We start from the raw sequence: 12,569 nt of genomic DNA, 5'->3' as shown, positions 1-12,569 counted from the left end.
TTAAAAATAAATTTTAATTTCAGACATAAGTACTAAAAAATAAATAACACTGCTTACCAATAATTATGGACAATATTAATTTAGTATGAATAAAAAATAAAAATAGAGATAAATTAAAGACTAATTTCAAATTGGTAATAACCAGATTTAAATTGGTAATGTACATTTTTGATTTATATAGAGGCTAATGAGTGTATTTAAAGCTTAAACAGGGAGTAAAACTAAAAAAAGGCGAGCATTGTTAAATGCTCGCCTTTACTATTTTTCTAATGCTGGGTAATTAATTACTCTTGAAAGTAAGTGCCCCAACCGTCGTATTCAACATCACACTCAACGGCTAGTTGCGCTAGCTTATCAACGTCTTCCATAATAACGTCTACGTCTAGCTCAGCTTCAACTACAATGTCAAAGCTCCAAATTTTACTGCCATCTTCAAGCTCAAGCTCTGCTGGCTCTTCAACATCGTAGCCTAATTTAAAAGCAGCCAATGCAGCTTGCTCTAGTTTAGGGAAGTCTTCACACACAAAATGGTGTTCTACTTCATAAAGTATTTCAGGATCTGATCCATCTTCTAGTAGTGAACTTACGATGTCTTCACTTATTTCACGCCAGTTTTCCATTATTTTTCTCTCACTTGAGGATCTAATTCAGTTATTTTAGCAGCCATAATGCTATGCACGCTTTTAGCATGCTCACGCGCGCTAATTTCTTTATCAAGCGGTATAGGCGCTAACATTTCGATGTAAATTGTACCATTATCCCAACGATTTAGCTTAATGGTTTTATGTGTTGTATTCATACATACCGGAATTATGGGTACATCTGCGCTCATTGCGGTGTGAAACGCGCCAGTTTTGAACGGTAGCAACCCTCTTCCATAGCTTCGTGTGCCTTCTGGAAACATCCATACAGATAAGCCATTATTTTTAATTTTTTCGGCTGCTTTGGAGATAGTTCCCGCTGCTTTGGAGCGATTCGATCTGTCTATTAATATATTACCCGACAACCAATAAAGCTGACCGAAAAATGGGATCCACTTTAAGCTCTTTTTCCCCAAACTTACGCAGTTTTTAGGCACCATTGCAGGCACTGTAAATAAGTCGTAGCTATTTTGATGATTAGCAACATAAACTGCAGGGCCTGCATCAATTGCATCTTTATGACGTGTTAAAACTAATTTAACGCCAATCATTTTAGCCATTGAGCCAAACCAGCCCGCTATAATATGTACATTATTGGGATGAAATGGTCTTACAATCGAAAGTAATAAACCAAAAATACAACTGAATAATATAAACATCAGCATAATAAAAACGCGTATAACAGCTAGCAAATGAGTTTCTCCAAAGATCAATTATGATTATTATAGCGTTATTTTGTGACACAGACGAGTCAATAGCGCACAAGTGTACGCTGAAATATGCAAGCTCTTTACTTTAAAACAAAAACGGCCTGCAAATGCAGACCGTTTTTATTTATACAAAAAAGTAATTGGTTACTCTTCGTTAATGGCTTCTATTGGTTCATCATCTTGTGGGGTTAGCTCAACAACGGCTTCGTCAACACGCTGTAAGCCGCGCGGTAGTTTATTACCCCTACGCCCTCGCTCACCATGATAATGCTCTAAATCAGATGGTTTAAGCGTTAGTTTACGCTTACCAGCATGAAGCGTAACACTGCTTCCTTGTGGCACAACAGCAAGCACTTTTACAAACTCTTCACGGGCTTGTACTTTAGCTCCAGGAATAGAAATAATCTTATTCCCTTTACCTTTGCTAAGTTTTGGTAAGTCACGTAGCGGGAATAAAAGCATGCGACCTTCGTTAGAAATAGCCATACAGTAATCACTAGCAACATCGTTCACCCTAATAGGAGAAAGTAATATTCCACCTTTAGGGACACTTACCAGCGCTTTACCATTTTTATTTTTACTCACTAAGTCTTTAAAGTCGGTAATAAAGCCGTAACCTGCATCTGACGCCATAAGCAATACTTGCTCGTCTTCACTCATTACCACGTGCTCAAAATTAGCACCTGGTGTTAAGTTAAAACGACCTGTCATTGGCTCCCCTTGGCTACGCGCCGAAGGTAGACTGTGCGCATCAGTTGCAAACGCCCGCCCTGCTGAATCTAAAAATACCGCAGGTTGATTACTCTTACCACGAGCAGAGGCTCTAAAGCCGTCACCTGAGCGATAATTTAAGCCTTGTACATCTAAATCATGGCCTTTACCAACGCGTGCCCAGCCTTTGTCTGATAGCACAACAGTAACTGACTCTGACGGAATTAAATCTTTTTCGTTAAGTGCTTTCGCTTCTGAGCGCTCAATCACTGGCGAGCGACGATCGTCACCGTACATTTCAGCGGCTTCTTGAATTTCTTTTTTAAGCAGTGTCGACATACGACGTTCTGAGCCCAAAATTTGCGCTAATTTATCACGCTCTTTGGCTAGTTCATCTTGCTCACCGCGAATTTTAAACTCTTCAAGTTTTGCTAAATGACGAAGTTTTAATTCTAAAATAGCTTCTGCTTGCGTATCAGTTAAATCAAAGCGCTCCATTAATACAGGCTTTGGTTTGTCTTCGCTGCGGATGATTTCAATCACTTCATCGATATTTAAAAAGGCTGCTAATAAACCTTCTAAAATATGCAAACGTGCTAATACTTTATCTAAACGATACTGCAAACGACGACGCACTGTTTCGCGTCTAAATGTTAGCCACTCACTTAAAATACAGCGCAAGTCTTTAACTTGCGGGCGACCATCTAGGCCTAGCATGTTTAAGTTTACGCGGTAATTTTTTTCAAGATCGGTGGTTGCAAATAAGTGCGCCATTAATGGCTCAGCTTTAATGCGGTTTGAGCGCGGAATAATTACAATACGCGTTGGATTTTCGTGATCTGACTCGTCACGTAAATCAGCAATCATAGGTAATTTTTTAGCGTTCATTTGCGCTGCAATTTGCTCAAGTACTTTACCACCTGAACATTGATGCGGCAGCGCTGTAATAACAATATCGCCATGCTCTTCGGTGTAAACCGCACGCATTTTGATAGACCCACGACCGGTTTTATATATTTTATGAATATCGGCTTTTGGGGTAATTATTTCAGCATCTGTTGGGTAATCTGGTGCATGTACAAGCTCAAGTAATTCTTCAAGCTCTGTTTTTGGTTTATCAAGTAATAAACAACATGCGCTAGCCACTTCACGTACGTTATGTGGCGGAATATCTGTTGCCATACCTACGGCGATACCCGTTATACCATTGAGTAAAATATGCGGTAAACGAGAAGGCAATACTACAGGTTCATCCATGGTGCCATCAAAGTTTGGCGTCCAATCAACAGTGCCTTGGCCAAGCTCTTTAAGCAGAACTTCAGAAAACTTAGATAAACGCGCTTCGGTATAACGCATTGCTGCAAACGATTTAGGGTCATCTGCCGCACCCCAGTTTCCTTGTCCATCTACCAAAGGATAGCGATAAGAAAACGGCTGCGCCATTAATACCATAGCTTCGTAACAGGCACTGTCGCCGTGTGGATGGTACTTACCAAGTACGTCACCCACTGTACGGGCTGATTTTTTGTACTTAGCGTTAGCTGACAAGCCCAGTTCGCTCATCGCATAAATAATACGACGCTGTACTGGTTTTAAACCATCACCTACATGCGGTAGGGCACGATCCATGATTACGTACATGGAATAATTTAAATAGGCGTCTTCGGTAAAACGCCCCATTGTTTGTTGCTCAATTCCTTGCATTAGCAAGGTATCTGTATCACTCATTAAAGCTTACCTAGTTTTTCTTATAGCTTACACGGTAGATTACATTGGCGTAATCATCGCTTACTAACAGACTGCCGTCACCTAATTCTGCAAATGCAACAGGGCGTCCAAATGTTGTTTCGTCTTTCATAAAGCCAGTAATAAATGGCGTATATTTAGTTACGCGACCTACTTCGATTGTTGCAAGGCCTACTTTATAGCCTGACTTTTTAGAACGGTTCCATGAGCCATGTTCAGCAACAAATAATTGTTGCTTATAACTTGCTGGAAATTGCTTACCGTTATAAAAATGAATACCTAGTGGCGCTACATGCGCTGGAAGTGCAAGTGCTGGCGATGTGTAATCGGCAATGTTTTTACCTTCACCAAACTCAGGGTCAATAATTGCACCGGCATGAACATACGGAAAGCCAAAATGCTCACCTTCTTGCGTTGCACGGTTTAACTCATCAGGCGGAATATCATCGCCCATCATGTCGCGACCATTATCGCTAAACCATAAGGCTTGAGTAGCAGGATGAAAATCAAAACCCACTGTGTTTCTAACGCCTTTAGCTATTGTTTTTATTTGTTTTGTTTCTACATTAAGGGCAAAAATACGACCAAAACGCTCATCCTCAGCACAAATATTACACGGTACACCCACCGGAATGATTAATTCTCCCGTTGGTGCAAAACGTAAAAATTTCCAACCATGATGACGCTCACTCGGTAGTTTGTTATAGACCACATCAAACTTTGGATCTTTTAATTGGGTATCAATATTTTTAAAGCGAATAATACGATGCACTTCGCCTACATATAAATCGCCATCTTTAATTGCTATGCCAGAGGGCATGTTTAAGCCTTTAGCCACAACAATTTTTTTATCTGCTACGCCGTCGCTATTGTGATCAATAAGCGCATATACGTTGCCTGCTTTACGAGAGCCAACATACACAATACCTTTTTTTGAAACGGCTATTTGACGTGCATTTTCTACATCATTTGCAAATAAACTAATTTCAAACCCAGGTGCTACGGTGAGCTTATCAAGTATATTTTTAGCCATTGCAGGAGCGCTAGTCAGCCCAAGTAACAGCAAACTTCCTAGTAATTTTTTCATTCGTCTCTCCTAGTGTTAGGCACAAGCAATTAAACGAGCGCCTTGTTACCATGATCTTCTAACCATTGACGACGATCAGGCGATCGTTTTTTAGCAAGTAGCATATCCATCATTTCCATGGTTTCTACTTCTTCATCAAGCGTAAGCTGCACTAAGCGTCGTGTATTAGGATCCATAGTGGTTTCACGAAGCTGTAACGGATTCATTTCACCCAGACCTTTGAATCGTTGTACGTTTACTTTTCCGCGTTTTTTCTCGGCTTCTATGCGCGCCAAAATAGCGGTTTTCTCTTCTTCATCTAGGGCGTAATAAACTTCTTTGCCAATATCTATTCTAAATAATGGCGGCATTGCAACATACACATGCCCTGTTTTTACTAATTCTGGAAAATGACGAACAAACAGTGCACATAACAATGTTGCAATGTGTAATCCATCCGAGTCAGCATCGGCCAGTATACAAATCTTATTGTAACGCAGTCCCGACATATCTGTTGATTCTGGGTCAATACCCAGTGCCACTGAAATATCATGTACTTCTTGTGATGCTAGTATTTGCCCCGACTCTACTTCCCAGGTATTTAAAATTTTACCACGTAGCGGCATAATTGCCTGAAATTCACGGTCTCGCGCTTGTTTAGCAGAACCACCAGCAGAATCACCTTCCACTAAAAACAGCTCGGTTCGGTCATTATCGGCAGCACTACAATCGGTCAATTTACCTGGTAATGCAGGCCCTGCAGTAACTCGTTTACGTACGACTTTTTTAGCTGCACGCAAACGGCTTTGCGCGTTTGAAATACATAACTCAGCTAATAATTCTGCGGTATCGGTATGTTCATTTAGCCATAAACTAAACGAATCTTTTACAACACCCGATACAAATGCGGCACATGAACGTGATGAAAGTTTTTCTTTGGTTTGCCCTGCAAATTGTGGATCTTGCATTTTAACCGACAATACGTAACTACAACGTTCCCAAATATCATCCGGTGTTAGCTTTACGCCACGAGGTAGTAAATTTCTAAACTCACAAAACTCTCGCATTGCTTCAAGCAAGCCTTGGCGCAGACCATTTACATGTGTACCACCTTGCGCAGTAGGAATTAAGTTTACGTAGCTTTCCGCTATTGATTCGCCACCTTCAGGTAGCCATACAACAGCCCAATCAGCGCCTTCAATTGAGCTTTTAAATTCACCTACAAATGGGTCTTGCGGTAATGTTTCAAACCCTTTAACGGCTTCAATTAGGTAATCTTTTAAGCCAGTTTCGTAAAACCATTCTTTGGTTTCTTTTGTTTGCTTATTAACAAACTTAATACGCAGTCCTGGGCATAAAACCGCTTTGGCTTTTAATAAATGATTAAGCTTGGTAATTGAGTAGTTTGGTGAATCAAAGTAGCTAACATCAGCCCAAAAACGAACGGTGGTACCTGTATTGCGCTTACCAACAGTACCAATTACGCTCAAATCTTCTACTTTATCGCCATTTTCAAATGCCATTCTGTATTGTTGAGCGTCGCGCCTTACGGTTACTTCTACACGTGTAGATAAGGCATTTACTACAGAAATACCTACACCGTGTAAACCACCCGAAAATTGGTAGTTTTTATTAGAAAACTTACCACCGGCGTGTAACTTAGTGAAGATTAGTTCAACCCCAGGGATACCTTCCTCAGGGTGAATATCAATAGGCATACCACGTCCGTCATCGCTCACTTCGAGCGAGTTATCTTCGTGGAGAATTACGTCGATACGAGTAGCGTGGCCCGCCATAGCTTCATCGACACTGTTATCGATAACCTCTTGGCCTAAATGGTTTGGGCGTACGGTATCGGTGTACATCCCTGGGCGTCGTTTTACCGGATCTAATCCATTAAGTACTTCAATGGCTTCGGCGTTATAATTTTGATCACTCATAGTTTTTGTCTTTATATCCGCTAAGGCTCTAATACGTTTACTAGTTTTATTGTTATATGCGCTAAAGCGTTAATATAGTAACTAACCTCAGTTCAGGCTAACTAGTTTTACGTGATTTTAAGAAAATCTACAATACTTGCAAAGGTGCGTTCAAATTCAACGTAGCTATGATCGCCACCAAACTCTATCAATTGCTTGCATTGCGAATAATATTTTACTGCGTGTTGAAAGTTCAACACTTCATCTCCTGTTTGCTGCAATAAATACAGTAACTCAGGATGTGCTAATTTATCTACAGCGAGTAATTTCAGCGCCTCAATATGACTGTTATTTAAATCGTAATGATAATCTTGATACGGATTATAATTAGGCCCAAGTAACGACTGTAATAAATTATAGGGTGCGACCGCGGGATTAATGACCACTGCAGGAATTTGATAACGCTGCGATAAATACGTGGCAAAAAAACCACCTAACGAGCTACCTAATAAAACGGTATCTGGCGTTAGTAATTGTTCAAGCTCAATTATAGCTTGTAGGGGCTCGTGGTTTAAGTTCGGTACACAATAATCAACGTCATAGTTTGCCATAAGCTCACCAAAGCGCACAGCTTTATATGATTTTTGTGAACTATTAAAGCCATGAATATAAATTACGCGCTTAGCCATACCACTTCCGTTTTTACTTCGACTTTATCTTTTTTACTCTTTATATTTAGCATTCTGTAAGCAGGCCCTGCATTTTTTTGCTCCCACTTTGGAGTGTATTTTACAAACTGGACTGAACTGGCAGGACTTGCATATATAGGCAAGCCTCTAAAGTTTTGTTCATAATCGTTGTGTACATGACCATGAAAAAGCGCAGATACATTATTACTATTAACTAAAATATTTAAAAGCTGTGGACCATTTTCTAATAAGTGCTTATCAAGATAGCCATTTATTGGCAGCGGATTATGATGACAAAAGATAACTTTACTATTATTCGAGTTGACTAAAGTATCAGTTATTTCATCTAAATGCGCGCCAGTAACCCATCCTGCGGGCGTGGGCCCTTTAGAATTAATAAGAAGCAGCTCAACCCCGTTAGCAATAATATGTTTAGCCGAATTTATTTTTCCGCCACTTATGCGATTAAGCATTACTAGTTCATCATGATTACCTGGTACCCAAAATACAGGGCAAGTGATGTCACTGGCATTTATAAGTTCACTAAATAATAAGTACGATTCGAAACTATGGTCTTGTGTTAAATCACCACCAAAAATTACGCAATCTACTGGCTGCTCAGCGATGTGTGCCAAAGCTTGTTCAAAATGAGCTGCAGTATTTGCATTAAAATATTCACCATTTTTATCTGCAAATAAATGGCTGTCGGTAATATGCGCAATGCACAAAGATGATTTATCAAATGTATATGTATCATCAAACCAAGCCATTATTTACATCCCAATTTAATGTTGCTTGCCCGTGCTCTACACAGGCCACTAACCAGTCGTATAAAAAAGCATTAAGTTGATACTTTTCATCTTTTTGATGCATTTTAGGGTTGGGGTATCCGTACGATGGTTTTATGCGTTGATGGTAATCGTGATGAATAATTTCAGCTACTTTCGCATCATGATACAAGCGAGCCGTTAAATACAGCGGCGCTATCCCTTTAACCATTCCTGTTAGCTGCTTAATTGAAATATCCATAGTGTATTTTGCGCTGCCATCAATTTTTGTAGCAAATTCACTGTTGCCAAGTTTTACTTCACGAATGCTTCCTATATTGCGCTCGCTCGGTAACAACTTTAATAGTCGCACATAGTTATGCTCACAAAGTGTTAAATACTTTGGGAGGCTTTGAATATATCGATTTGTTGCTAATTGTGCTGTCAAAGTTCCGCCATAATATTAGTAAGAGTTTATGCCCATTTGCTTGCCATTTTTTCGCGATTTAGCGCAAGCCACTGCATACAAATAACCGTTGCCGCATTATCCATTTCACCGTTATTGAGGCGCATTAGCGCAGCATCAACCGATAAAATATGAGTTTTTATATCCTCGCCTTCAGTTTCAAGACCATATACACCTGATTTCACTTGGCTTAAATCAGCACGCGCTAAATATAAATGTAAGCGCTCAGTTGTACCACCAGGGCTTGATAGGTATGAAAGCATAAATTCAAGTTCAGTTAATTCAAGCCCAGCTTCTTCATACGCTTCTTTTTTTACAACTGATTCGTAATCCGTACTGCCGTCAGTCATTCCGGCTATACATTCTAGTAGCCACGGCGAGTGCTTACTTTTAATAGCGCCAATACGTATTTGCTCAATTAAAAGAACAGTATCTGATATTGGGTCATAAGGGAGTACTGCAATTGCATCGCCACGTTCTAATATTTCTCGGCTAATTAGCTCTGATTTTCCACCCGCAAATAGTGCATGTTCAAACTGGTATAAATCAACCTGAAAAAAACCTTTATAAAGGTTTTTTATTGGCTTTAAATTTACATCTTTATGTGTAAATTGAACGAGCTTTTTATCAACCACGTGCCTACCTCCTACTTATCTAAAGCTTTAAAATGCGTTAATATATTCTGTTACACTTGAACATACTGTTTTACTAATTATTTTTTTTGTTATGCAGTAAAACAGGTTAACATGCTTTTAGTACAAAAATTGTCTAAGGACCGAACCCCACATGAAAAAGAACATTCTTGCGGCGCTAGTTAGTTTATCATGCGCATTAGGTGCAACAGCAGTGAAAGCTGAAGATTTACTACAAGTTTTTGAAATAGCGACAGCTAACGATCCTACTGTTTTAAAAGCAAAAGCCCAAGCCGATGCGCAGTCTTACCAAAGCGATTTGGCGATGAGTGCACTATTACCTCAAATTGGTTTAACTATGGGTTATACGAAAAGCGATGCAACGTCGTACCAAAGCGTTGGCGACTTATCTAACCAAGTAAAAGTTGAAAGTGATACAGACCAATTCTCTCGCGGTGTAAGTTTAAGCCAAACATTATTTGATTTAGGTGCTTGGAACACTTTAGATATTGCCGATAAGCAAGCTCTACAAGCAAGCGGCCTATATGATGCAGCTAAACAAAATTTAATTGTACGCGTTGCTGAAGGTTATTTTAACGTATTAAGTGCCAGTGATAACCTTGAATTTGTCGAAGCTGAAAAACGTGCCATTGCACGTCAACTTGAGCAAACAAAACAACGTTATGCAGTAGGTTTAACAGCTATAACAGACGTACACGAAGCACAAGCTCAGTTTGATAACTCAGTAGCCCAAGAAATTATTGCCAGTAATGCTGTAGAAACTGCACGCGAGCAACTTCGTGAGATAACTGGTAAATATCACGAAAAATTAGACTTTTTAAATACAGATACTTTCTCAACAACTAAGCCAACTAAGCGCTCAAGCGACTTTGTTAAAGTAGCTGAAGATAAAAATATCAACTTACAAGTCTCTAAAGTAACGGTTGATATTGCAAAAGATCAAATTGAATTAGCAAAAGCAGGTCATTATCCAAAACTAACTCTAAGTGCAAGTTATGGTGACTCTCTTACAGACACTCAAATAAATGGCGCTAATTTTGATGACCAACCGCGTTCAGACTCAAGCTCTGTTGGGCTTAACTTTAGCGTACCTTTATATTCAGGTGGCGCAACGGTTGCTGCAACTAACCAAGCGCGTGCGTTTTACGTATCAGCGAGCCAAGATTATGAAACAAATTACCGCGCAGTCACTCGCACAGTAATTACATCTTATAATCAAGTTGTTTCAGATATTGCGACTTACAAAGCGCTAGAGCAAGCGGTTGTTTCAGCTCAAAGTGCCCTTAAAGCAACTGAAGCCGGTTTTGAAGTAGGTACTCGTACCATTGTTGACGTACTAGTGAGTACGCAAAATTTATACGATGCAAAACGTAACCTTGCTGATGTGCGTTACCGTTATGTGTTATCTACCCTTCGCTTAAAACAAGCTGCGGGTACACTAACAAGTGAAGATTTGGTTGCTATAAACCAAGGTTTAAAATCAGCTTAACTTTTACAGCTAAACATAATATAGATTTATTCGAAGCCAGCATGTAGCTGGCTTTTTGTATTTTATAGCGCTTAGCGTTAAACTATCGTTTTTATTCTCAGAGAGATTTTTGTGGTCACCTCATCTCCTTTTAAAGCATCTTTTTTAGGCCCTCGATACTGGCTAACGTGGGTTGGCGTTTTATTTTTATACTTAATTTCTTGGCTACCACAAAAGCTACAGCTGGCAATGGGTAAGCAACTTGGCCGCTTAGTCCATAAATTTATGAAGCGCCGTCGCCATATTGCAGAAGTAAATATTAAGCTGTGTTTTCCTGATATGAGCGAAGCAGATCAAAAAGACCTTGTACTCAAAAATATGGAAAACACCGGCATTGCAATGGTTGAAACCGGCATGGCTTGGTGGTGGCCGCAGTGGCGAGTAAAAAGTGTATATGGCTCAATCAAAGGTTTGGAACACTTTGAGCGCGTACAGGCATCTGGTAAAGGTGTTTTATTACTTGTACCTCATATTCTGCATCTTGAAATGGCGAGTCGTGTAATGGGATTAAAATGCCAAGGTTTAGGCTTTTACCGCCCTCACAACAACGCTCTAATGGAATACTTTACAACTAATGGCCGCCTTCGTTCTAACGAATACCTAATTGGCCGAAAAGATGTAAAAGGTTTACTAAAATCATTAAAAAACAAAAAAGTATGCTATTACTTACCTGACCAAGATTACGGCCGTAACCGCTGTGAGTTTGTGCCATTTTACGCCGTCCCTGACACAGCAACGACAACAGGTACTCTTATGTTTGCTGGCAGTAAAAACTGCGAAACTATGAGCTTAATCTCGCGTCGTGACGAAAATGGAAAGTATCATTTAGAGGTAGTACCTGAGCTTGAAAACTTCCCAAGTGGTGATGATAAGGCTGATGTTGCACGTGTAAATCAACGCATGGAACAATCTGTTAATGCAGCACCAGAGCAATACATGTGGCTACACCGTCGCTTTAAAACTCGACCGGATAAAAATACCCCTTCTTTTTACAAAAAGTAATGGTATAACAATAATAGGAACAAATAAGGTGGGTAATAATCATGTGGTTTTGGATTAGACATTTATCATTTGCAGCCGTGCTAATAGCACTCGCCGTATACTTCTTAGTGGGTGATGGTTCTGTATTTGATATTAAAAAATCTAAAAATGCAGCCGCCGAAGGATTATCACGCTTTTACTCCTCCATTCGTAACCAAGTAAAAAGTAATAAAGAACGAGATCAATTTGTTTTAAAACTTAAAACACCAGAACAAACCTTGGATAGAGTATTGGCTGAACGTGCGCGAACAGTAGATCCAATGCCTACAAATTGGACTGGAGAAGTTGAACCTAGGCGCTTTGAAAATGGCACGACTCTTAAAGATGTACTTAATCAATATGCTAAAAACGAGGGGATTGAGCTCTACTGGTACTTAAGTAAAGATTACGTAGTTAAAGATCATTTTAGAGTAGACAGTAACTTTACTTCAGCACTGTACCAAATTGGGCGCGCTATAAATGATGACTTTGAGCATGAGGTTTATACTTACTTTTGCCATAAACAAAGAGCAGCGGTTATTACCGAGTTACCATCAGAATTTGTACGTACAAACTGTTTAAAACTAAAGGTTTAAGGGTTTACACATACAAAAACCCAAGCAAGCGCTTGGGTTTTCAATTCAATTCAATTC

The 12,569-nt window shown here is 39.6% G+C and carries 12 protein-coding genes; 3 read left to right on the top strand and 9 right to left on the bottom strand.

All coding sequences use genetic code 11. The annotated features are described in order from the left end of the window. Nucleotides 1-284: 284 nt before the first annotated feature. The 9 genes from rraB to H5159_RS09065 all read right to left on the bottom strand — a co-directional run bounded on the left by rraB (nt 285) and on the right by H5159_RS09065 (nt 9,350). On the bottom strand, nt 285-620 hold the full coding sequence (gene rraB, locus H5159_RS09105; RefSeq protein ID WP_002961968.1) for a ribonuclease E inhibitor RraB: 336 nt from the start codon (nt 618-620) through the stop codon (nt 285-287). After that, on the bottom strand, nt 620-1,333 hold the full coding sequence (locus H5159_RS09100; RefSeq protein WP_182780182.1) for a 1-acylglycerol-3-phosphate O-acyltransferase: 714 nt from the start codon (nt 1,331-1,333) through the stop codon (nt 620-622). The genes rraB and H5159_RS09100 overlap by 1 nt, the downstream gene beginning before the upstream one ends. A gap of 162 nt (nt 1,334-1,495) precedes the next feature. Beyond that, a complete protein-coding gene (gene parC / locus H5159_RS09095; protein WP_002961963.1) occupies nt 1,496-3,790 on the bottom strand; it encodes a DNA topoisomerase IV subunit A in 2,295 nt (764 codons plus the stop codon). A gap of 10 nt (nt 3,791-3,800) precedes the next feature. Further along, nucleotides 3,801-4,895 carry a sorbosone dehydrogenase family protein gene (locus H5159_RS09090; RefSeq protein WP_024605067.1) on the bottom strand — a complete coding sequence of 365 codons (1,095 nt, stop codon included), beginning with the start codon at nt 4,893-4,895 and terminating at the stop codon, nt 3,801-3,803. Between the two features lie 29 nt (nt 4,896-4,924). After that, nucleotides 4,925-6,814, bottom strand: a complete 1,890-nt coding sequence (gene parE, locus H5159_RS09085) for a DNA topoisomerase IV subunit B (protein ID WP_002961961.1) — start codon at nt 6,812-6,814, stop codon at nt 4,925-4,927. Nucleotides 6,815-6,921: 107 nt separating this feature from the next. After that, a complete protein-coding gene (locus tag H5159_RS09080) occupies nt 6,922-7,482 on the bottom strand; it encodes a YqiA/YcfP family alpha/beta fold hydrolase (RefSeq protein WP_002961960.1) in 561 nt (186 codons plus the stop codon). Beyond that, the gene (locus tag H5159_RS09075; RefSeq protein WP_002961959.1) at nt 7,467-8,252 is read right to left on the bottom strand and encodes a metallophosphoesterase; all 786 of its coding nucleotides are present in this window, start codon (nt 8,250-8,252) and stop codon (nt 7,467-7,469) included. Before H5159_RS09075 ends, H5159_RS09080 begins: the two co-directional genes overlap by 16 nt. Continuing rightward, nucleotides 8,239-8,697 (bottom strand): DUF1249 domain-containing protein, encoded by a 459-nt coding sequence (locus tag H5159_RS09070; protein WP_002961958.1) that lies wholly within the window; start codon nt 8,695-8,697, stop codon nt 8,239-8,241. Before H5159_RS09070 ends, H5159_RS09075 begins: the two co-directional genes overlap by 14 nt. A 26-nt stretch (nt 8,698-8,723) precedes the next feature. Continuing rightward, the gene (locus H5159_RS09065) at nt 8,724-9,350 is read right to left on the bottom strand and encodes an NUDIX domain-containing protein (RefSeq protein ID WP_182780181.1); all 627 of its coding nucleotides are present in this window, start codon (nt 9,348-9,350) and stop codon (nt 8,724-8,726) included. 151 nt (nt 9,351-9,501) lie between these two features. On the opposite strand from H5159_RS09065, the gene tolC reads away from it, so the two are divergent. The 3 genes from tolC (at nt 9,502) to H5159_RS09050 (ending at nt 12,512) form a co-directional block, all read left to right on the top strand. Continuing rightward, nucleotides 9,502-10,857, top strand: coding sequence for an outer membrane channel protein TolC (gene tolC, locus H5159_RS09060; RefSeq protein WP_002961956.1), 1,356 nt, complete (start codon nt 9,502-9,504; stop codon nt 10,855-10,857). A gap of 111 nt (nt 10,858-10,968) precedes the next feature. After that, nucleotides 10,969-11,898, top strand: a complete 930-nt coding sequence (lpxL, locus tag H5159_RS09055; RefSeq protein ID WP_182724706.1) for an LpxL/LpxP family Kdo(2)-lipid IV(A) lauroyl/palmitoleoyl acyltransferase — start codon at nt 10,969-10,971, stop codon at nt 11,896-11,898. A 41-nt stretch (nt 11,899-11,939) separates the two neighbouring features. Then, on the top strand, nt 11,940-12,512 hold the full coding sequence (locus tag H5159_RS09050) for a toxin co-regulated pilus biosynthesis Q family protein (RefSeq protein WP_002961954.1): 573 nt from the start codon (nt 11,940-11,942) through the stop codon (nt 12,510-12,512). The last annotated feature ends 57 nt before the right edge of the window (nt 12,513-12,569 follow it).

Origin of the sequence: Pseudoalteromonas sp. SG43-1 (assembly GCF_014164415.1) — a bacterium.
Lineage (GTDB): Bacteria > Pseudomonadota > Gammaproteobacteria > Enterobacterales > Alteromonadaceae > Pseudoalteromonas > Pseudoalteromonas distincta.
The sequence above is the reverse complement of the archived record's forward strand: the minus strand, read 5'-3'. Positions and strand labels throughout refer to the sequence as shown.